16 protein-coding genes are annotated in these 19750 nt (G+C 26.7%); 2 read left to right on the forward strand and 14 right to left on the reverse strand.

What is annotated here, in order from left to right; all coding sequences use genetic code 11:
• Positions 1-27: 27 nt before the first annotated feature.
• From ACYUET_RS17090 to arcA, 12 genes are all read right to left on the reverse strand, one after another.
• On the reverse strand, positions 28-2313 hold the full coding sequence (locus ACYUET_RS17090; protein WP_460281638.1) for an early set domain-containing protein: 2286 nt from the start codon (positions 2311-2313) through the stop codon (positions 28-30).
• A gap of 292 nt (positions 2314-2605) precedes the next feature.
• Positions 2606-3370, reverse strand: coding sequence for a type I 3-dehydroquinate dehydratase (gene aroD / locus ACYUET_RS17095; protein ID WP_460281640.1), 765 nt, complete (start codon positions 3368-3370; stop codon positions 2606-2608).
• Between the two features lie 199 nt (positions 3371-3569).
• Complete coding sequence (gene pepT, locus ACYUET_RS17100) at positions 3570-4787, reverse strand: peptidase T (protein ID WP_460281642.1); 1218 nt, start codon at positions 4785-4787, stop codon at positions 3570-3572.
• Between the two features lie 67 nt (positions 4788-4854).
• Positions 4855-5193, reverse strand: a complete 339-nt coding sequence (locus ACYUET_RS17105) for an inorganic diphosphatase (RefSeq protein ID WP_460281644.1) — start codon at positions 5191-5193, stop codon at positions 4855-4857.
• Between the two features lie 405 nt (positions 5194-5598).
• On the reverse strand, positions 5599-5808 hold the full coding sequence (locus tag ACYUET_RS17110; RefSeq protein ID WP_460281723.1) for a spore coat protein: 210 nt from the start codon (positions 5806-5808) through the stop codon (positions 5599-5601).
• A 143-nt stretch (positions 5809-5951) separates the two neighbouring features.
• Positions 5952-6155 (reverse strand): small, acid-soluble spore protein, alpha/beta type, encoded by a 204-nt coding sequence (locus ACYUET_RS17115; protein WP_460281645.1) that lies wholly within the window; start codon positions 6153-6155, stop codon positions 5952-5954.
• 199 nt (positions 6156-6354) lie between these two features.
• Entirely contained in the window at positions 6355-6909 is a 555-nt protein-coding gene (locus ACYUET_RS17120; protein ID WP_460281647.1) for a hypothetical protein, read from the reverse strand.
• A 169-nt stretch (positions 6910-7078) separates the two neighbouring features.
• Entirely contained in the window at positions 7079-7477 is a 399-nt protein-coding gene (locus ACYUET_RS17125; protein WP_460281648.1) for a hypothetical protein, read from the reverse strand.
• A 387-nt stretch (positions 7478-7864) separates the two neighbouring features.
• A complete protein-coding gene (locus ACYUET_RS17130) occupies positions 7865-9397 on the reverse strand; it encodes a YfcC family protein (RefSeq protein WP_460281649.1) in 1533 nt (510 codons plus the stop codon).
• 204 nt (positions 9398-9601) lie between these two features.
• Positions 9602-10513 carry a carbamate kinase gene (arcC, locus tag ACYUET_RS17135; protein WP_460281651.1) on the reverse strand — a complete coding sequence of 304 codons (912 nt, stop codon included), beginning with the start codon at positions 10511-10513 and terminating at the stop codon, positions 9602-9604.
• A 13-nt stretch (positions 10514-10526) separates the two neighbouring features.
• Complete coding sequence (argF, locus tag ACYUET_RS17140) at positions 10527-11522, reverse strand: ornithine carbamoyltransferase (RefSeq protein ID WP_460281652.1); 996 nt, start codon at positions 11520-11522, stop codon at positions 10527-10529.
• 123 nt (positions 11523-11645) lie between these two features.
• Positions 11646-12869 (reverse strand): arginine deiminase, encoded by a 1224-nt coding sequence (gene arcA / locus ACYUET_RS17145; protein WP_460281654.1) that lies wholly within the window; start codon positions 12867-12869, stop codon positions 11646-11648.
• A 468-nt stretch (positions 12870-13337) separates the two neighbouring features.
• On the opposite strand from arcA, the gene ACYUET_RS17150 reads away from it, so the two are divergent.
• Entirely contained in the window at positions 13338-13592 is a 255-nt protein-coding gene (locus ACYUET_RS17150; protein ID WP_460281655.1) for a hypothetical protein, read from the forward strand.
• Between the two features lie 194 nt (positions 13593-13786).
• On the opposite strand, the gene gltS is transcribed toward ACYUET_RS17150, so the two are convergent.
• Positions 13787-14983, reverse strand: coding sequence for a sodium/glutamate symporter (gltS, locus tag ACYUET_RS17155; RefSeq protein WP_460281656.1), 1197 nt, complete (start codon positions 14981-14983; stop codon positions 13787-13789).
• A 547-nt stretch (positions 14984-15530) separates the two neighbouring features.
• Positions 15531-16871, reverse strand: a complete 1341-nt coding sequence (locus ACYUET_RS17160) for a CHAP domain-containing protein (RefSeq protein WP_460281658.1) — start codon at positions 16869-16871, stop codon at positions 15531-15533.
• A gap of 486 nt (positions 16872-17357) precedes the next feature.
• On the opposite strand from ACYUET_RS17160, the gene ACYUET_RS17165 reads away from it, so the two are divergent.
• The gene (locus tag ACYUET_RS17165; protein WP_460281660.1) at positions 17358-19445 is read left to right on the forward strand and encodes a putative bifunctional diguanylate cyclase/phosphodiesterase; all 2088 of its coding nucleotides are present in this window, start codon (positions 17358-17360) and stop codon (positions 19443-19445) included.
• Positions 19446-19750: the final 305 nt, after the last annotated feature.

Below are 19750 nucleotides of genomic sequence, written 5' to 3' on the forward strand. Positions count from 1 at the left end.
ATAATATTTTATATAAAAATATTTATTTTATCTATTAGCACTACTTACTTGCTCAATCCAAGATTGACCTGATGTTGCTGGATTAGCTATATCAGGCAAATGTTCTCTCGCTACTCTTAATATTGTTAAGAAATCATATCTATATGATATTGTATTATCTCCCCAATGTTGTGACAATACATCAAATGCTCTATGAACATCATCAATCATATCATTCCATTGTTTATCTGTAGGAACTCCATTTTTATAAAATTTTCTTAATTGATTTAAGTAATTGTCTATTTCACTCTTAGTAATCTTTTCATCATAAATATTATCTTTTTCTTTATCCATCTCAGTTAATATAGCTTTAATAGTATCTATATGACTTGCATATCCACCTAACTCATAATCTTTACTTAAATTAGTTGAATTTATAGCATTTTCCCTATTTGTTGTAAATATATTTTTTTGCAACAGTCCAAAGACTCCTCTATTATAAGCATTATCTACCAAAACAAATTCAGCCCAAGGGTCTTTACATTGTTCTAAAAATCCCTCAAAGTCATTTTTAGGAATTGCATATAAGAATTCTCTAGTCATTGTTATTGAAATTCCAGAACTTATAGCTGCTGATACATAGCTTGGATCATCCCTCTCACCAGTTTTTAATGTTACATAATCTTGATGTTCTGCCTTAGGTGATAGATAATCTCTATATTGTTTTTTTACTTCATTAAAATTTCCTTTTTCTTGTTGAAATGGTCCGTCTGGATGCTTCTTTTCTATTGGCCAACTCCACTCTTTACCATCGACTGTTACAATATTCCTAGTATCTCCAGCCTCTAATGGTATTAATCCACAAGTAAAGTTTTCTTTTATTGATAATCCTACCATAAAGTTAGGATTTAATTTAAATATTTCTTGATCTGTAGCTATTCCCATAGCAAGATATTTAGAAGGCATCCATACTTTTAATCCATTAACACCATTTATAGCTCCTGGCATTTTATTAGGTAATCCAAGTGTTATTTGAGTATCACTATTTGGATTATATGCTATTAATTTATTTCCTGTATTAGTATTTACCTTATTATTATAATAATCTTTTTCATTATTAATTAAATCTGAAGACTTTAAATCTTTTTTTCCTTTTGTCCAAGATGAAGGTAATTTTGAATAGTTAGGATACGGTACATTTCCTCTAATTTGATTAGCAATTAAATTATTTAGTTCTGTACCAGTTTCTTGTTTTTCAGCCTTAACAATAAATACTTTTGTTGTATTAGGTGATAATAATCTTTCATCTTGTTTTAAATTTATTGTAACTTTATTTCCATCTTGTTTAAAATTTGCGGCATTATCTACTGAGATAATTTTAGCTGAAGTATTAAAACTCACTCCCCATGCTGAAAAATCATTTCCTGCCCAAACATAATCTTTATTTGGATTTGATATAGCTACTGCCCATTGTATATTTTTTTCATCTTCTGATAATATCTTATATCCTACAGCTGGAGTACCTTCTGCTTTATCTGGTAATTCTATCTCTATAGGTGTATCATTTTTAGTTACGTTATGTGTCACTGAACTTGAAAGCACTGTAGTTCCAAATGAATTTACTAACTCTGCTGTATAAACATATTCTCCATTAGGTTTATTAGTAAAATCCTTTTTAGCTACTTGAGGATTTGGAGAATTATTTACTAATTTTTCTTCATAAATTAATTTTCCATTTTCAAATAACTTCCAAGAATCCGCATTATTTCCATACCATAAATTCATAGTTATAGTATAATCACATTCCCCACCCCATTTATCCTTTGTTAAAACTCCTTGTGATGGTGCTCCTGTAGTATTAGAATCAATTTCCGAAGTTAAATTATTTTCATTAAGTTTATTATCAACAGAAACATTATTAGGTTCAGCATCTAATGTTTTTGTTAACTCCTGTTCTGATATTTCTATATTATCTGAAGCAATTTCTTTATCAGTTCTATCCTCATTAAGGTTATTAATTTCATCAATATAAACATTATTATTAAGTTGAACATTTGGATCTTTTGATGTTTCTTTTTGTGATTTTTCTACAGTATCACCTACATTTTGATCAACATGTCCATTCTTATTGTTTACTGTGCTATCTTTAATAATATCACTAGATTTGGTATCTAAATTTATTGACATTGTTTCTTTATTGTCAACCATATTTTCTATATTTGAATCATTACTTTGAATAGAATCAGCTCTAACTTGAATAGGACTACTAATACACTGAACCCCTAAAATTGTAACAATAGTAAAGACAACCATCATTTTAGCTTTTTTACTCATTTTTATACCCCCTAAATGTAATTTATAGTTTAATGCTAACACTCTTAATATTTTCTTTCAATATTTACCAATTATTTTTATGAGTTTCTTAAAAAGCTAAATTATTTGATAATATTTTTGTAAATAAATGTTATATATAATGATAAAAAACTGAATTCAAATTTTATTATTTAATATAAAATGGCCAATATTCCATTATTTCAGAAATATCAGCCATTCTTTTAATGTTATTTTATTAATTAAAATTATTATTTAATTACATTTTTCTACATTATTTAGATTATAAAACAATCTATTTGTTATTATGTAATAATTGAAGGATAGAATATAAATCTTCAACTTTTATTTGTCCTGGTGCGGATACCTTTTTAGTTGCTCCAAAAGTTAAACAAGAACCAAAAATTTCTCCAGCTAATCTGCTTATAACTCCAATTCCATTCATAGACATAGTTATTATTGGATTATTAGGATACTTCTCTTTCATCTCATTTGTAGCACAAAGTAAGGTTAAAACATCACCTGTATTTTGTGGCATAACTGCTATTTTAGGTAAATCAGCATTTAGTTCAATCATTTTAGTTAACCTAAAAATTATTTCTTCTTTAGATGGAGTTTTAGAAAAATCATGATTTGAAATAATAACTTTAACTCCACATTGATGAGAAAATTCTACTATTTTATTTATATATTCATCTCCTATAAATAACTCAACATCAATTAAATCTACTAATTTTGTTTTTGCTATTTCACAATTCAATTTAGTATAGTATTCTGATAAGATTTCTCTTTCTCCCCCCTCCTTTTTACTTCTAAATGTGAAAATAAGAGGAATGTCTCTAAGAATTTCTCTTATCTTTGTAAGCATATCTTTTACTTTTTCTATATCATTAACACATTCATAAAAATCTACACGCCATTCTACTATATCTAATTTAACTTTCTTTAATTTTCTAACTTCTTCTAATATTTTTTCGTCTGTTATGCCTATTATAGATACACATATTTTAGGTATTCCTTCTCCAATTTTTACATCTTTCACTTGTACTACTTTAGTCATTTTATATTGCCCCCAATAAATATATTATTTTTGCTTATTATACCATAAGAGACTACCTCAAAAACATCTTTGATGTATTTAAGATAGTCTCTATCAAGCTAATATTTTTTTAATAAATTTTGATGTTAGGCACAATCAAAAAAATAACAAAAGTTCATTTGACAGCCTATTTCCATGTGCCTTATAAAATATAATTTACTTAATTTGCATATCTTTTTAAGATTTCAATAATTATATCTGTACATATATCCATTCCTTCAACTGTAATATGTTCATATTCTCCATGGAATGCGTGTCCTCCAGTTCCAAGATTAGGACAAGGTAAGCCCATATAACTTAATCTTGCACCATCTGTACCTCCTCTAATAGGTTCAATAACTGGTGTAACACCTAAACTTTTCATAGCTTCTGTCGCATTATCTATTAAGTGCATACAAGGCTTTACAAGTTCTACCATGTTTCTATATTGTTCTTTTATTGTTGCCTTTATTGTACCTTCACCATATTTTTCATTTATAAGTTTTTCTGCAAGTTTTATTACTGACTTTTTAGATTCAAACTTTTCTGCATCATGATCACGTAATATATATTCCATGTTTGCATGGTCTGTATTTCCACTAAGTTTTTCTAAATAATAAAATCCTTCATATCCTTCAGTATATTCGGGTTTTTCACAAGCTGGTAACATTGAATTAAATTCAATTGCTACATTTAAAGCATTTATCATAGTATTTTTTGCTGAGCCTGGATGAACTGACATACCACTAATTTCTACTTTAACACCTGCTGCATTAAAGTTTTCATATGAAATTTCACCTTCTACTCCACCATCAATTGTATATGCAAAATCTGCTCCAAAATTTTTAACATCAAATAAATCTGCTCCTTGACCTACTTCCTCATCTGGAGTAAATGCTACACATATTTTACCATGAGGAATATTATTATTTATAATATTTTCACATGCTGTTAATATTTCAGCAATACCTGCCTTATCATCTGCTCCAAGTAATGTAGTTCCATCAGTTGTAATAAGTGTTCTTCCTTTTAACTCTTTTAAATGTGGAAATTTCTTTGGTGATAAAATAGTATTGGTTGCTTTTAATAAAACATCTCCACCATCATAATTTTCAATAATTTGAGGATTTACATTTTCCCCTGTTGCTGATGGAGCAGTATCCATGTGAGCTATAAGACCGATACTTAGTTTATCTTCATAGCCTTCTGTTGCTGGAATATATCCATATACATAACAATTTTTATCACATCTAACATCCTTAAGTCCAAGTTCCTTTATCTCTTCCACAAGTAAATGTGCTAAGTCAAATTGTCTCTCAGTTGTTGGATTTGTTTTTGAATTTTCCTCTGATGTAGTATATACCTTTACATATTTTAATAAACGTTCATAAGCCTTCATTTTGCTTCTCTCCTTCTGCTACATTTCTATATTAATTATTATTTAAGCTATGTTTTTAACATAACTATTATTTATTGTTCATTAATATTTTAAATTTAAAAAACCTTTCCTGAAATTCTACTAATGCTTTAATCTGGTCTTCACTATATTTATTTATATCTTTACACACAACTAATTTATCTTCAACATCATTTTCTCTTTTTATTATAGCTACAACATATCCTTCATATCTTTTAAGTGGTTCAAATTCACCAATAATGTATGCATCAATTTCTTCACCATCTCCAGAAACTGTATTTGGAATATATCCATAATTTAATAAATATATAAATTTATATTTTGGATGTTTAGAGCTTAGTTGTCTATCTATAATAACATTAACTCTTTTTCCTAAATAATTTTTCATTTATACTCTCCTGATAATAAATCAAAAATACTTTATAGTTCTTTAAAAATATTACTCTTTTATTATAAACATATATTATAATTTTGTATGATATATATTATTTTTACTCAAATATTGTAGATTTGCAATAATGATTTATTATATTTTAGAGATATTTAATATCCTTTGGATATTCATTTTGTAAGTCTAATTTTGTATTTTTAATAATTTCATCTAAAAAAGTTTGCTTGTAGCATAACATTATTTTACATTAAAATTATACCATATTATCCTAAAATAAGCTGTTATATATAAATTTAAACCTAAGTATAAACTTTAAACATTTATACTTTGCTCAATAAATCTTTTTAGTTAATTATTTTTCATTAAAAAAGAACCCTACTTCTAGGATTCTAGTTTATTTCTCTATTGTTTAACTTCATTAAATATAGACACTACAGAATCTATTTCTGTTTGTGGTGCTGGCGATAAAGCGTAAAACCCTTTATTGACCATCCATTGCCAAACTTCATATGCATGATTACAACTCATTGTAAATGTATCTTTTAAGAAATCTATTAATTCTGGATTACTTGCTTCCATAGAACTCCATGCATATTCTCTTCCTGACCTTATTTATGTTTGAGCTACCATTTCCATATGGCAAATTCATTCTTAATAATACAATTTTTATTAATTATATAATTTCAAACAATAATTTTTAAAGACTTTATAAATGCACTAAGAATTAACTTAGTGCATCTATAATCATTTATTTTTTAAATTCCTTTTTCGTAACTTTCTACCATACGTTTTACCATTTCTCCACCAACACTACCATTTTGTTTTGAAGAAAGATCACCTTTATATCCATTTTCATAATTTTGTAATCCAAATTCTGAAGCAACTTCAGTTTTTAATCTATTTAAACCTGCTTTTGCTTCTGGTACTAAATTTCTATTACTTCTATTATTTGAAGACATATTTACCTACCTCCTTAAAATTCATATTATGTATTTGCCGGCATTAATATATTAACCAAGCTATCAAATATTAATCTATAAAAATAGTAGTATAAATAGTATTAAGAACCTTTATATACAAATTTATACTTCCATCATTTATAACTATATCTTTTATTTTATAAAATTAATAAAAATTATTATTCTTAAAATACATTAATTAAAACATTAAATTTGAAACAATCCCAGCAATTACTGATCCTATTATATCTGAAATCAAATCAAAGTTTGTGTCTTTGAGACCATGTTGATTTTTTAAATTACTAGTAGAAATAGAATCTGAAATAAATTCATATATTTCAAAGATACACCCTAATGAAATACCTATCATTGCTATAAGAATAGAATTATAAAATTTAGGTGAAATCGTATGTATTGTAATCTTTTCTAAAATTAAATAAAAGAAAATTGAAAAAGAAAATGAACCAAAAGCATGTAAAAATCTATCATAATATTTTGAACTATTATAAACATTTAAATATTGACCAACAAGATTATTTCCAACAAATGTTATCAAAACTATCATTATAATAAAAGGATTGATTTGAAATCTTAATTTATATTGTAATATTAAAAATATTATATAAAATGTATAACTCACTATATTTTCAATAAAAAATCTATACTTTTTTTTAATTAACAATCCAATGCTTGTAAACAGAGTTACAAAAGAAAATATAACAGTCATAATTACTAATAATTGATGATATTCCATAAATACACCTCGTAATAAATTATTTACTTTTATCATTTACTTATTAAATATTATTTATTCTAATGTTTAATAAGTAAACTAATTTAAAATTAAGTAAAGTATCACTATACTATAATATACACTCAACGAGTACTTAATACATGCTTACTCATTGAATGTATATTAATAATTAGTCATTATTAATAAGCTTATTAAATTCATTTTGCCCTTTGTAAAGAAGTATTGGAATAAATAAATAACTAAAAAATCCTGCTATATTAAATATAAGTAACATCAATAAAATAGACGAAACTATAGATACAATAATTGATATTTTATTTGATTTCTTTACTAAAAAAATCATGCCTCCCATCATAAGCGCAAATAGAGTTATCATAAGTGAGAATACTATAAAAATTCCAATTGAAATATACTCTTGAGGAATAATTGGCAAATTTCCATATAAAAGTACAAATATGAGTGTCATAACTCCAAAAACAATAGATGTCTTTCCCGTTTTCTTTTTATTTAGCATAAGAATAAATGTGAAAGCTAAATATGCAATACTTAAAATTTTCATTAATCCCATATTACTTCTCCTCTTATAATTACTAAAACGTTTAGATATGTTCTTAAATAAATATTAGTTTCTAGTATAAATAAAATGCTTATTCTTAGCTGAAACTTTTCTTTAACTGTATATATTCTTGTATATTAATAAAGTGATACTCAAAAAGTTCGAAAAGCCAAATCTATTATTTAGTTTCTCGGTCTTTTTCTATGAGCATCACTTTATTTTTTAGATTATACCTTAAACTAATATTAAATTCCTTCTTAATTAATAAAATATAGTCTATTTATATATAAGTTCCTCACTATAGTAGTCAGTAATATTATTTATAAATATTTTTAAATTTATATTAATGAACAAACTTTATTGAAACTTATATATTTACATTAATACTACTTTAATATTTTATAGTATTAATATTGCAATAGATAAAATTACTGAACATACTATAAAAATTCCAAGTAATATCTTCCAAACATATTTTAACCAAGTTGAATATTCTAATTTTGCTATACTTAATCCACCCATAACAACAGCGGAAGTAGGAGTCACTAAATTTACTACTCCACATCCTGCTGAAAATGCTGCTATCATAAGTTCTGGAGCTAATCCTAAATTTGAAGCAAGCGGTGCAAATATAGGCATTGATACTGTAGCAAGTCCACTTGTAGATGGTATCAAGAATGATAGTCCAATATAGATTACATAAGCAAGATTAACAAATATAATACCTGATACTCCATTTAGTAAATTACATGCACCATTTAATATATAAAGGTCTAATCCACTATTAGTCATTATACATGATATACCTCTTGAAATTCCTATTACAAGTGCTACTCCAACCATATCAGAAGCTCCTGCTACAAATGAGCTTACAATTTCTCTTTCGCTCATTTTAGCAATTATGCCAATTACAACTGCCATTAATAAAAACCAAGCTGCGAATTCATAGAACCACCAAGTACCAAAAGGTGCACCCATTAAAATTCCAGTATGCTCACTAAACCATGTTACTCCAAAATCTTCCCAAGGGATTATTCCTAATATCATCACTACAAATGTTATTCCAAATGCAATTAAAGCAAATTTTCTTCTCTTAGTTAATTCAACTATTTCTTCATTATCATTAGAATAAGCTTGTAATGCATTATCTAGTTCAAATTTTGAAACTAATGATTTAGTTGGATCTTCTTTTATTTTTTTAGCATATTTCATTGTAAAATATATAGAAATTGCTAAACTGCCTACCCATAAAAGTCCACCTAATGCTAAAACTATTCCTTGATTAACAGGTACTCCTGCTGATGCTGATGCTATACCTGTTGCAAATGGGTTTATTGTAGATCCAAGTACTCCACAACCAGCACCAAGTAGAACTGTGCTAACTGCTACTAAAGGATCAAATCCTGCACAAATCATTGTTGTTGTTAAAAGCGCATAAAATGCTAAACTTTCTTCTGCCATACCATATGTGCTTCCGCCAATTGAAAATATTATCATTAATATTGGTATTAATAAAAGTTCTCTACCTTTTAATTTCTTAACTATTGAAGCAATACCTGCATTTAAAGCTCCACTCTTAGTTACTACTCCTAAAAATCCTCCAATTATTAATACAAAGAATGCTACATCAATTGCACCAAATACTTTACCTTGATTCCATACACTTATATACTGCCCTTCTGTTTGGGTAAGTGTTTTAAGTGCTTCTGCTATTCCACCATTTGTCATTGCATCATTCATTGTATTTGTTATAGTTGCATCTTTAACTCCAATCATACCAGTTACTGGTGCCATTATAACATCATTAATTTTTGCTGGAATCATGCCAGGAGCAAAGTTTGTTATTATAGCAATAATTATAGTTAATCCTATTAATATAGTATATGCTGATGGGAAATTAAATTTCTTCTTTGAAGCTTTATTGTTTTCCATATTTTTATCCTCCCTTAAATTTAATTTCTCCCATCTTTTAACACCTTTATCCATTAATTTTAAGTTGCTTTGATTAGATCTATCTAAAATAAATTTAGCTTAATTTTTTAACATACATATAATAAGATTTTTAAAATATTTATTTATTGAACTAATATAATTTTAATTTACTATTTAATCGTGTATCTAACTTAAAATTAATACTTAATTAGTTATTATAGTTCCTGTTAAACCTTTTAAAGCATCTTTAGCTTTATTAAGTGATGTTATTAAAGCTAAAGAGTCTTTGTTTAAATTAACAAACTCTAAACAGGCTTCAACTTTTGGTAGCATTGATCCAGGTGCAAATTGTCCTTCTTCTATATACTTTTTAGCTTCCAAACAATTCATTTTAGAAATTTCTTTTTGATTTGGTTTATTAAAATTAATACAAACTCTATCAACTGCAGTTAAAATTACAAGCATCTCAGCCTTTAAGTCATTTGCAAGTTTAGCTGCTGACTTATCTTTATCTATAACTGCTGCTATACCTTCATAGCCATTCTCTTTTTCTATAACTGGTATCCCACCACCACCTACTGCAATTACTACATTATCATTTTCTAATAGTTCTTTAATTACATCAATTTCAACTATTTTTTTAGGATTTGGTGAAGGTACTACTCTTCTATATCCTCTACCAGCATCTTCTTTAAAAGTAAATCCACTTTCTTTTGCTAATTTATCTGCCTCTTCTTTCTTATAAAAGCTTCCAATAGGCTTTGTTGGATTTTTAAACGCATTATCATTTTCATCTACAACAACTTGGGTTATTAAACTAACAACATTTTTATTTAAATTTCTATTTTTTAATTCTTGTTTTATCGCTTGTTGAAGATGGTATCCTATATACCCTTGGCTCATAGCTCCACATTCAGGAAATGGCATATTAAATTCCTCCATAGCTAAATTAATCATTCCAACTTGAGGACCATTACCATGAGTCACTATAACCTTGTATCCTTCTAAAATTAAATCAACTATTGTTTTTGCTGTATCTTTAACTAAAGTTAACTGTTCTTTATGAGAATTTCCAAGTGCATTTCCACCAAGTGCTATGACTAATCTTTTTTCCATAGCTTATTCCCCCTTAAACTCCAAGTGTTGCAAGCATTACTGCCTTTATTGTGTGCATACGATTTTCTGCTTCATCAAATACCACTGATTGCTTACTTTCAAAAACTTCATCTGTAACTTCCATTTCTGTTATTCCAAACTTTTCTCCAACGGCTTTCCCAATCTTAGTATTTAAATCATGGAAAGATGGTAAGCAATGCATAAATATTGCATCGTGATTAGCATTATTCATAAGTTCTTTATTAACTTGATATGGTCTTAATAATTTTAATCTGCTTTCCCATACTTCATCAGGTTCACCCATAGATACCCAAACATCTGTGTAAACTACATCTGCATTTTTAGTACCTTTTTCAGCATCCTCAGTTAAGGTTATTGTACATTCATTTTCTTTAGCAATTTCTCTACACTTATCTACTAATTCTTTTGCTGGAAACAAATCTTTAGGAGCACATGCTGTAAAATTAATTCCCATCTTAGCACATCCAACCATCAATGAATTTCCCATATTGTTTCTTGCATCACCTAAATAAACAAAATTTAATCCTTTTAAAATTCCAATCTTCTCTTCTATTGTCAAAAGATCTGCTAAAACTTGTGTAGGATGAAATTCATTAGTTAATCCATTCCATACAGGAACTTTTGAATATTTTGCTAAATCCTCGACTATTTCTTGACTAAAGCCTCTATATTCTATACCATCATACATTCTTCCAAGTACTCTTGCAGTATCTTTAATACTTTCTTTTTTACCCATTTGAGACCCTGATGGTCCTAAATAAGTTGTTCCCATTCCTAAATCCATAGCACCAACTTCAAAAGCACATCTGGTTCTTGTAGAATCCTTTTCAAATAACAAAACTACATTTTTCCCTTTTAATACATCGTGTGCTTGTCCTATTCTTTTAGCCTTCTTTAAATCTTTAGCTAAATCTAATAAATACCTAATTTCCTCAGGTGTATAATCTAATAATTTCAAAAAACTTCTTCCTCTTAAATTTATAGCCATTTAAAATTCCCTCCATTAATTTAAATATACTTATTCGCATTTTCTAATCTTCTGTAAATATAGATATTAATCTTCACTTAACTTTTTATTCTTAATTGATCTTTGCAAAATAGTATTCTAAATTTACTCCTCTCTTATTAGAGGCATTGACATACAACGAGGGCCACCTCTGCCTCTACTTAATTCACTTGATGGTACAACATAAATTTTAATTCCATTTTCCTCAAGTATTCTGTTTGTAACATAATTTCTTGAATAAACAACAACTTCTCCAGGTCTAATACAAAGTGTATTAGAACCATCATTCCATTGTTCTCTTTGAGAAGTTATATAATCTCCACCGCCGCATGGAATTAAAACTATAGCATCTCTATGAAGATGTTTTGCAAGTACTTTTTCTAATTCCATATTTACTTCATTAATTACTAACTTCTCATTTTCTCCTTTTGTAATTTCAAAAACTTTTAAAGGCCCTTGAATTTGAGGATGAATTGTAAATTTATTATAATCAACTTGAGTAAATACTGTATCTAAGTGCATATAAGCTCTTGATTTAGGAATATCAAATCCTAAAATAGTCTTTATTTTATTTCCTTTTGTGTTAAAGAAAATTTCTTTGGCAAGCCTTTGTAAGCCTTGAGGTGAAGTTCTTTGAGAAATACCAATAGCTAATACTTCATCTGAAATATTTAAAACGTCTCCCCCTTCAAGTGAATAAGGGAAATATCTATCATAAACTTTCTTTGTATCTTTAAATCTTGGATGATAATTAAAGATATATTCAGCATAAATAGTTTCTCTTCCTCTGGTTACTGAATACATTTTATGAAGGCTAATCTTATCTCCAATAGATGCAAAAGGATCTCTTGTAAAATATAGATTAGGCATTGGATCTGTTATAAAAGGATACTCATCATCTACTAAGTCAGCTAATTCTACTTCTTTAAAATTAACCTTAGGTAATTCATCTTTTTTAATGCCTGACATAGTTTTTCTAACTAATTCTTTTGTATCTTTTATATTATTAAGAAATGTTGTTACTTTTTCTATCATGTGTGGATTTAAAACATCTGCTTCTTTTATAAATTGGGCTATAAACTTATCCCGGATTTCCTTCTTATCTATTACTTCTGCCATTAATTCATGAAGATATAATACTTCAACACCATTATCACGCAATACATTAGCAAAAGCATCATGTTCTGCTTGTGCTTTTTCAAGCCAAGGAATATCATCAAATAATAATCTATCTAGATATTCTGGAGTCAAATTTTCTATTTCTTCACCAGGCCTATGCAATAATACTGTCTTTAATTCTTTAATTTCACTTCTTACTAAAATACTCATACTATGATTACCTCCATTTAATACTTTACCCAACAGCTAGTATCAATATAAAAACATTTTGATAACGTATACATTGCTTTAAGGTAATAATTTCTTAGTTTTAGATGTAAAATTTCATATAAAACTAAGAAATTTTTATAGTACATATATATGAGATAATCTTCTTTATACGTGCATATATTGTCGAAATATATAATTATGATATATATTTCCTTCTTTTAATCTTTAATTGTGAATATAATATCTTATTTTTTGATAAAAACATTAAATTTTTCCAATTCTTTATATATTCAATAAAACTTCTTGTAAATTTATGTATTTAAACTGATTTATCTTAAGTTTAATTTTTATCTACATAACTTTAAAATTGTTGTAATGTTTATAAAATTCGAATCATATATTTAAATATATCAGTAAGAAGTTATACTTTTTATTACCTTTTGGTAATAATATTAAGGTGGTTATATTATGGAATTTATGTATATAAAATATCAAAATGGAATAAGAGAATCTATTATAAAAAAAGGAGAAAATATTTTAATGCAAGATAAGAAAATAATATCTTTTGAAAATAGAAAAAAAAGTAAAATGGTTAAATCCACTTCTAAATCAGAAATGCATACATCTACTAAGAATATATGCTTACAAAATAAACTTGATCAGGAAATAACAGATTTTTTCTTTAATGCAGTACACAAAAATTACTTGTCTAATAGAAAATAATAAATTTACTTAACTTTACTAAAAAACACTTATGATAAATTTTATCATAAGTGTTTCTATTATGTATATTATGTAAAATACACTTTAATACTTTTTCGGATAAGTAAGTTTATTTTAACTATAAATATTACTCTTTCTAATTAATTTAAAAAGATAATAACTAATTAAATACTTTAAACAAAATTTATAACACATTAATGCACTAAGTTTATAAATAAAATTATAATTGCTGAATTTATAAAATCTATAAAAAGACATCCTACAATTGGTACCACAAAATATGGAGTTGGTGCAAAACCATATTTACTTGCTAATGCATCCATGTTCGCAACAGCATTTGGTGTAGCACCCATTCCAAAGCCACAAATGGCAGAGGCAAATACAGCTGAATCATAATTTTTTCCCATAATACGAAAAGTTAAGAAATAAGCAAATAACCCCATAAGGATCGTTTGTGCAATAAGCATAACAACCATAGGAAACGCTAAATCAAAAAGTTCCCATAGTTTTAATCCCATTAAAGCCATAGCTAAAAAGAATGAAAGACTAATTCCTCCTATTGTTTCTATTTCTTTTTCTTGAAGCTCTACTTTTCTTATATCGCATATATTTCTAATAATAGCTGCTGCAATCATGGCTCCAATATACGAAGGGAATGTAAGTCCTAAATCTTGAATAAAACCAGATATTATAGATCCAACTCCCATTGCTATGAAAAGCCAAGATGTCGCATTCATAAGCCTTTTATGACATAAAATAGCTTCATCATCCTCATGAAAATCACTTAAAGGTATTTTCTTATCATGAACTTGTTTAGGAGTTTTTAATTCATGTCTTTCAATTAAGGTTTTAGCCACAAACCCTCCTATAAAACTTCCCATAACTAATCCAAATGTAGCTGAAGCAAATGCTACTGTCGTTGCCCCTTTAACTCCCATTCCTTCTAAAAGGGGGCCAAAAGATCCAGATGTTCCATGTCCTCCAACCATAGGTATTGATCCTGTGCAAAGTCCTAATAATGGATTAAGATTAAATAGTTTTGCTAGAGAAACGCCTAAAACATCTTGAAATACTACCAATAAAATTGCTATTCCTAAATATATAACAACTTTAATTCCCCCTTGTTTTAATATCTTAAGACTAGCAGTATAACCAATACTAGTAAAAAATGCTGTCATAAAAAGATTTTGTAAGGTAGTGTCTAAATTAATTATTGCTACATTTGTCATTTTTAATATAAGAATAAATATAGAAAAGACAAGTCCTCCTATAACTGCTGATGGTATACAATACTTAGATAATACATTTATTTTTTTTCTTAAATAAACACCTAAATAAAATATAAGTGTTACTAATGCCATTGTTTCAAATATGTTAAGTTTTAACTCCATATATCCCCATTCCTTTCTTTAGTATATGAACTTATTTATACTCAATTATCATTTGTTTTCTATTTCTAGATAAATTTTTACATGCTTAAAGTAATTATCCTACCAAGCTTATCTATTCTTCTTAATACTGCCCTTATATTTATATTATTTTTGCTTAAAACATATAAAAGAAAATAAATAATAAGTCCAAAATTGCAATGGATATTTTTCATCAGGCAAGGATATGAATTGCCTTCATAGTGGGGCTATTAGGTCAATTTCAAGACACAGCATGATAGGAAATAAGCTGGCAAATGAACTTGTTATTTTTTTGATTATGCCTTATAAAAAGTACATTAATACTTATAATTCTAAAATATATAAGTTCCATTAAAGTTAGTTTATTAATATAAATCTTAGAATATTTATAAATTATATTAGTCACCAGTATAGTTAGGAACTTATATAGAAAATTTATGATATATATGTTTCTAACTAGATATTGTTAAGCCATTTATAATTTTCTATAAAAGATTATAAATGGCTTAACTTAATTAGAACATATATATTAATAATTAGGCTCATCTATATATATATATCCATATAAATACTCTGTATTATATATTTCTCTGTATTTAAACAATACACCATGCCATGCTGATTCTGATATGTAAACCCTACTATTTTCTATTTTTTCAACTACTGCAACATGTCCAAATCCACCTGATTTAGGTAGTGATGATTGCCATACTGCAAGTGCACCTATTCTAGGTGTAGTGCCATATTTATATTTTCCACTATTCTTATTTGCTTCCCACCATTCATAACCATTTCCTGTGAAGCTAGCATCAATAGGTGGTTTTCCTGTAATTTCCCATATACGTCCCCATGCGTACCATGTACAGTTCCCTACAATAACATTCCCATTATTAAAAAATGGAGGTGACAACCTTGCCTTATAAAAAATATTATCATCCGAATAATAATCCCTATCATCAAGTTCTGGAGCAATAGTTCTAATTTTAAACTCACTTATATTAGAATTTTCATCAGGATTCTCTGTTGGTGGGATGATTTCATTTGGTGGAGTAAAACTAATCCATTCACTACTTGCCCATCCTTCTATCCCATTTCCAGATACTTTATAAAATCCATTAACTTCTTTTCCTATAACAGTAATTTTTGTTCCTTTTGATAACTTTCCTACTATTTTAGCTGATATTAAAGCATCTTCTCTAATATTTAAAGGACTACTTTCAGTAGCAACATAGCCTGTACAGTTTTCTGATTCATTATTATCATTTTTTTCTTCTATATTATCATTTTTTTCTTCTATCAAAGCACCATTATCTGAAAAATTATAAATTATTCCATCTATACTAATGTTTCCTGTTACCATGCATCCATTAAAACCCAAATAATAATAAACTCCGTTTTCATTTAACCACCCAATATTCATTGAACCATTTTCTGATAAATGATACCAGTTCCCATCATTATCCTTTAACCAACCTGTTTTCATAACACCATTTGATGATAAATAGTACCAATTCTCATTAGTATCTTTAAACCAGCCTATTCTCATAGTTCCATCATTTGATAAATAATACCATCTTCCATCATTATCTTTTAACCAGCCAGTTTTCATTTCACCATTTTCTGATAAATAGTACCATTTATTATTAGTATCTTTAAACCAACCTATTCTCATTATTCCTTCTTTATTGAAATAATACCATTTATCATTTATTTTTTTCCACCCTATAGACTTCACTTCATCTTCTATCCATATCCAATTATTTTGTGAATCTTTATTCCATATAGCATTTGCTGTTACTGGTGGTATTGCTACTATTGTTGAAAATACAACAGTGGTTATTATTAAATTTCTTAGATATGCCTTCTTCACTTTACACTTACTCCCCTTATGTCACTTTTACTATCTATTTATTTTAATATACATTTATCCAAGTGCTACTTTACTATATTATAACCCATTTGGTAAATATAAAAGAAATACTAGTTATCAACTTGGATAAAATTTCATAATCTTCATCCAAAGCAAAAAACCTATAATGTTAAGAATAGTTTTATTTGGATATATTATATCACATAAAGGTCGAACTTTGTCTGATTTATCTTATATTATTAATTTATAACATTTATTAACTTTTTAGTTTTTACATTAAATAATAGTCTTGTATATTTATGTATAGTTAGTTTTATGATATACTATAAATTACATATAAATACATTTTATAACAGTAAAATTCAAACAAAGAAGTAATTTATAGTCAAAGTTTTATTTATTTTGTGAAGATTATAATTAATAAATATAATGCCTTTATACAAGCTCTATACGTAATTTACATCCATATGAAAGAGAGGTTATATTATGAATAAAATTGCAAAGCAAGTTACTTCATTTGCTAAAGAAATGGTGCATAATTATTTTATTAAAAAAGATTTTAAAAAAATTATTGAAAATATTGATGAAAATATTACTTGGATTAGTAGTTGGAAAGAGGAAATTTGCATAGGTATTAATGATATTTTATCTCTTTGTAATTTTAAAACACAAAACATTTATAATTTTGAAATTCAAAATGAGCAATATTACCCTGTTGCTTTTTCTGATAAAACTTATCTTGTATTTGGGGAAGTTACGTATAAAATACTTTTAAAAGATGAATCTTTTATAAAAGACCCTATACGTTTTACATTATTATGCAAAATATATGACACTAAATTAAAACTATGTCATATTCATACTTCTACTTATTTAAAAGATAAAAATTATAAACCATTTTTGATTAATTCTAATCAAAAAATCACTTTATACAATGATATTGAAAATGATTATTCAACAATAAATAACGATTACAGTGTTATAGTTGCAAAAAATCAAAATTTATATAGTTATATGTTAAAACCAGATTCATATGAACTTATATATATTAGTCCTAATATTAAAATGCTATACCCTAATGCCAAAGTCGGTGATTGTTGCTATAGAGTACTCGCTAATAAAAATTTTCCATGTGTTCACTGTCCTCTTGTAACATTTAATTGTAATTCTAGTAATACCATTGAATTTTATAATAAAAAATTAAGTGCCTGGATTAGTTCTACTGTTACACAAGTAGACTTATCCCCAAATAAGAAGGCAAATTTAATTTGTTTTTCTAATATAACAAATTTTATTGACAGAATAACATCAAAAGACTCGTTAACAGGTCTATTAACATTAACTAAATTTGAAATTATTGCAAAAGATTTATTAACCAAAAGAAATGAAAAGCAGTTTGCTCTTATTTACTGCGATATTGATAAATTTAAATATATTAATGAAACTTTAGGATATGCTATTGGAAACAAAATCTTAATTGATTTTGCAAAACTCTCATCTGCTTATCTTTATAAAAGCGAATTGATTTGTCGTTGTTCAGCTGATAAATTTATTATACTTTTAGAATATAAAAATATGGAAATATTAAAAAACAGATTAGATAATTTTAATAACAAATTTATAGAAATTAAGAAATTATATTTTAATAATATAAAAATTTCATTAATAGCTGGAATATATTTAATCAAGTCCAATGATAAATCTTTAATTTCTATTATCGATAAAGCTAACGTTGCAAGAAAAACTATTAAAGGATCTCATAAAAGTCATTATGCCTTTTATGATGATAAACTTCATATGCAAATTACAAAAGAAAAAGAAATTGAAAATCTTATGCTTTCATCACTTGAAAACAAAGAATTTTTAGTCTATTTACAGCCTAAAATCGAGCTTCCATCAAAAAAAATAGTAGGTGCTGAAGCTCTTGTGAGATGGTTAAACCCACTCAAAAAAATAATTCCTCCAATAGAGTTTATTCCTTTATTTGAAAAAAATGGATTTATTGTAGATTTAGATTTTTATGTATACGAAGAAGTATTTAAAAAAATGCGTTCATGGATAAATGATGGAAGAAATCTTATTCCCATTTCTTTAAATGTATCTAGGGTACATTTAAACGATACTGACTTTATCCCTAGATTAAAGAACTTAACACAAAAATATAATATACCAACTTCTTTAATTGAACTTGAACTAACTGAAAGTATGTTTTTTGAAAATGTAGATTATTTATTAAAAACTATGAAAGAATTGAAATTATTAGGTTTTACTTGTTCTATTGATGATTTTGGTTCTGGATACTCTTCTTTAAATTTATTAAAAGATTTGCCTATAGATGTTTTAAAGTTAGATAAAGACTTTTTTCCTAACCATTATATTAATAAAAAGGAAAAAGTAATTATATCTAATATTGTTAAAATGGCAAAAGAACTTGATATAACAGTTCTATCTGAAGGAATCGAAACAGAAGAACAAGCTGATTTTCTAACTGAAATTGGATGTAATATGGCTCAAGGTTACCTATTTGACAAACCCATGCCAATAAATGTATTTGAAAAAAAAATGTGGAATTAATGTAAATGAAATAAAAAACCAAAGAGACATTGTATATTTAATAAATATTCACTCTATTTTAAAGGACCTTCTTAGACTATTTTTTGAGAGGGCCCTTATTTATTTACTCTATTTTAAGTAACCTTTCTGTACATAAACTTTATACTATCTCCAAAATCTGTAATTTTATAACACCTATACATTTATCAATACTTTTAACTTTGTTTCAAAATAAGGTTCTATTTCAACTAATAAATTCGTTTATCTACAATACTAATACTATTTTAAAACATATATTCTCTATAAATTGCACCATACTATTATCT

Source organism: Clostridium sp. CTA-5, assembly GCF_054768135.1.

Coding starts and splice junctions, on each gene's coding strand:
- argF (WP_460281652.1), bottom strand. CDS start 11,522: ATGGCTATAAATTTAAGAGGAAGAAGTTTTTTGAAATTATTAGATTAT.
- ACYUET_RS17115 (WP_460281645.1), bottom strand. CDS start 6,155: ATGTCTTCAAATAATAGAAGTAATAGAAATTTAGTACCAGAAGCAAAA.
- ACYUET_RS17125 (WP_460281648.1), bottom strand. CDS start 7,477: ATGGGATTAATGAAAATTTTAAGTATTGCATATTTAGCTTTCACATTT.
- ACYUET_RS17105 (WP_460281644.1), bottom strand. CDS start 5,193: ATGAAAAATTATTTAGGAAAAAGAGTTAATGTTATTATAGATAGACAA.
- ACYUET_RS17165 (WP_460281660.1), top strand. CDS start 17,358: ATGAATAAAATTGCAAAGCAAGTTACTTCATTTGCTAAAGAAATGGTG.
- aroD (WP_460281640.1), bottom strand. CDS start 3,370: ATGACTAAAGTAGTACAAGTGAAAGATGTAAAAATTGGAGAAGGAATA.
- ACYUET_RS17120 (WP_460281647.1), bottom strand. CDS start 6,909: ATGGAATATCATCAATTATTAGTAATTATGACTGTTATATTTTCTTTT.
- arcA (WP_460281654.1), bottom strand. CDS start 12,869: ATGAGTATTTTAGTAAGAAGTGAAATTAAAGAATTAAAGACAGTATTA.
- ACYUET_RS17090 (WP_460281638.1), bottom strand. CDS start 2,313: ATGAGTAAAAAAGCTAAAATGATGGTTGTCTTTACTATTGTTACAATT.
- arcC (WP_460281651.1), bottom strand. CDS start 10,513: ATGGAAAAAAGATTAGTCATAGCACTTGGTGGAAATGCACTTGGAAAT.
- ACYUET_RS17150 (WP_460281655.1), top strand. CDS start 13,338: ATGGAATTTATGTATATAAAATATCAAAATGGAATAAGAGAATCTATT.
- pepT (WP_460281642.1), bottom strand. CDS start 4,787: ATGAAGGCTTATGAACGTTTATTAAAATATGTAAAGGTATATACTACA.
- ACYUET_RS17130 (WP_460281649.1), bottom strand. CDS start 9,397: ATGGAAAACAATAAAGCTTCAAAGAAGAAATTTAATTTCCCATCAGCA.
- gltS (WP_460281656.1), bottom strand. CDS start 14,983: ATGGAGTTAAAACTTAACATATTTGAAACAATGGCATTAGTAACACTT.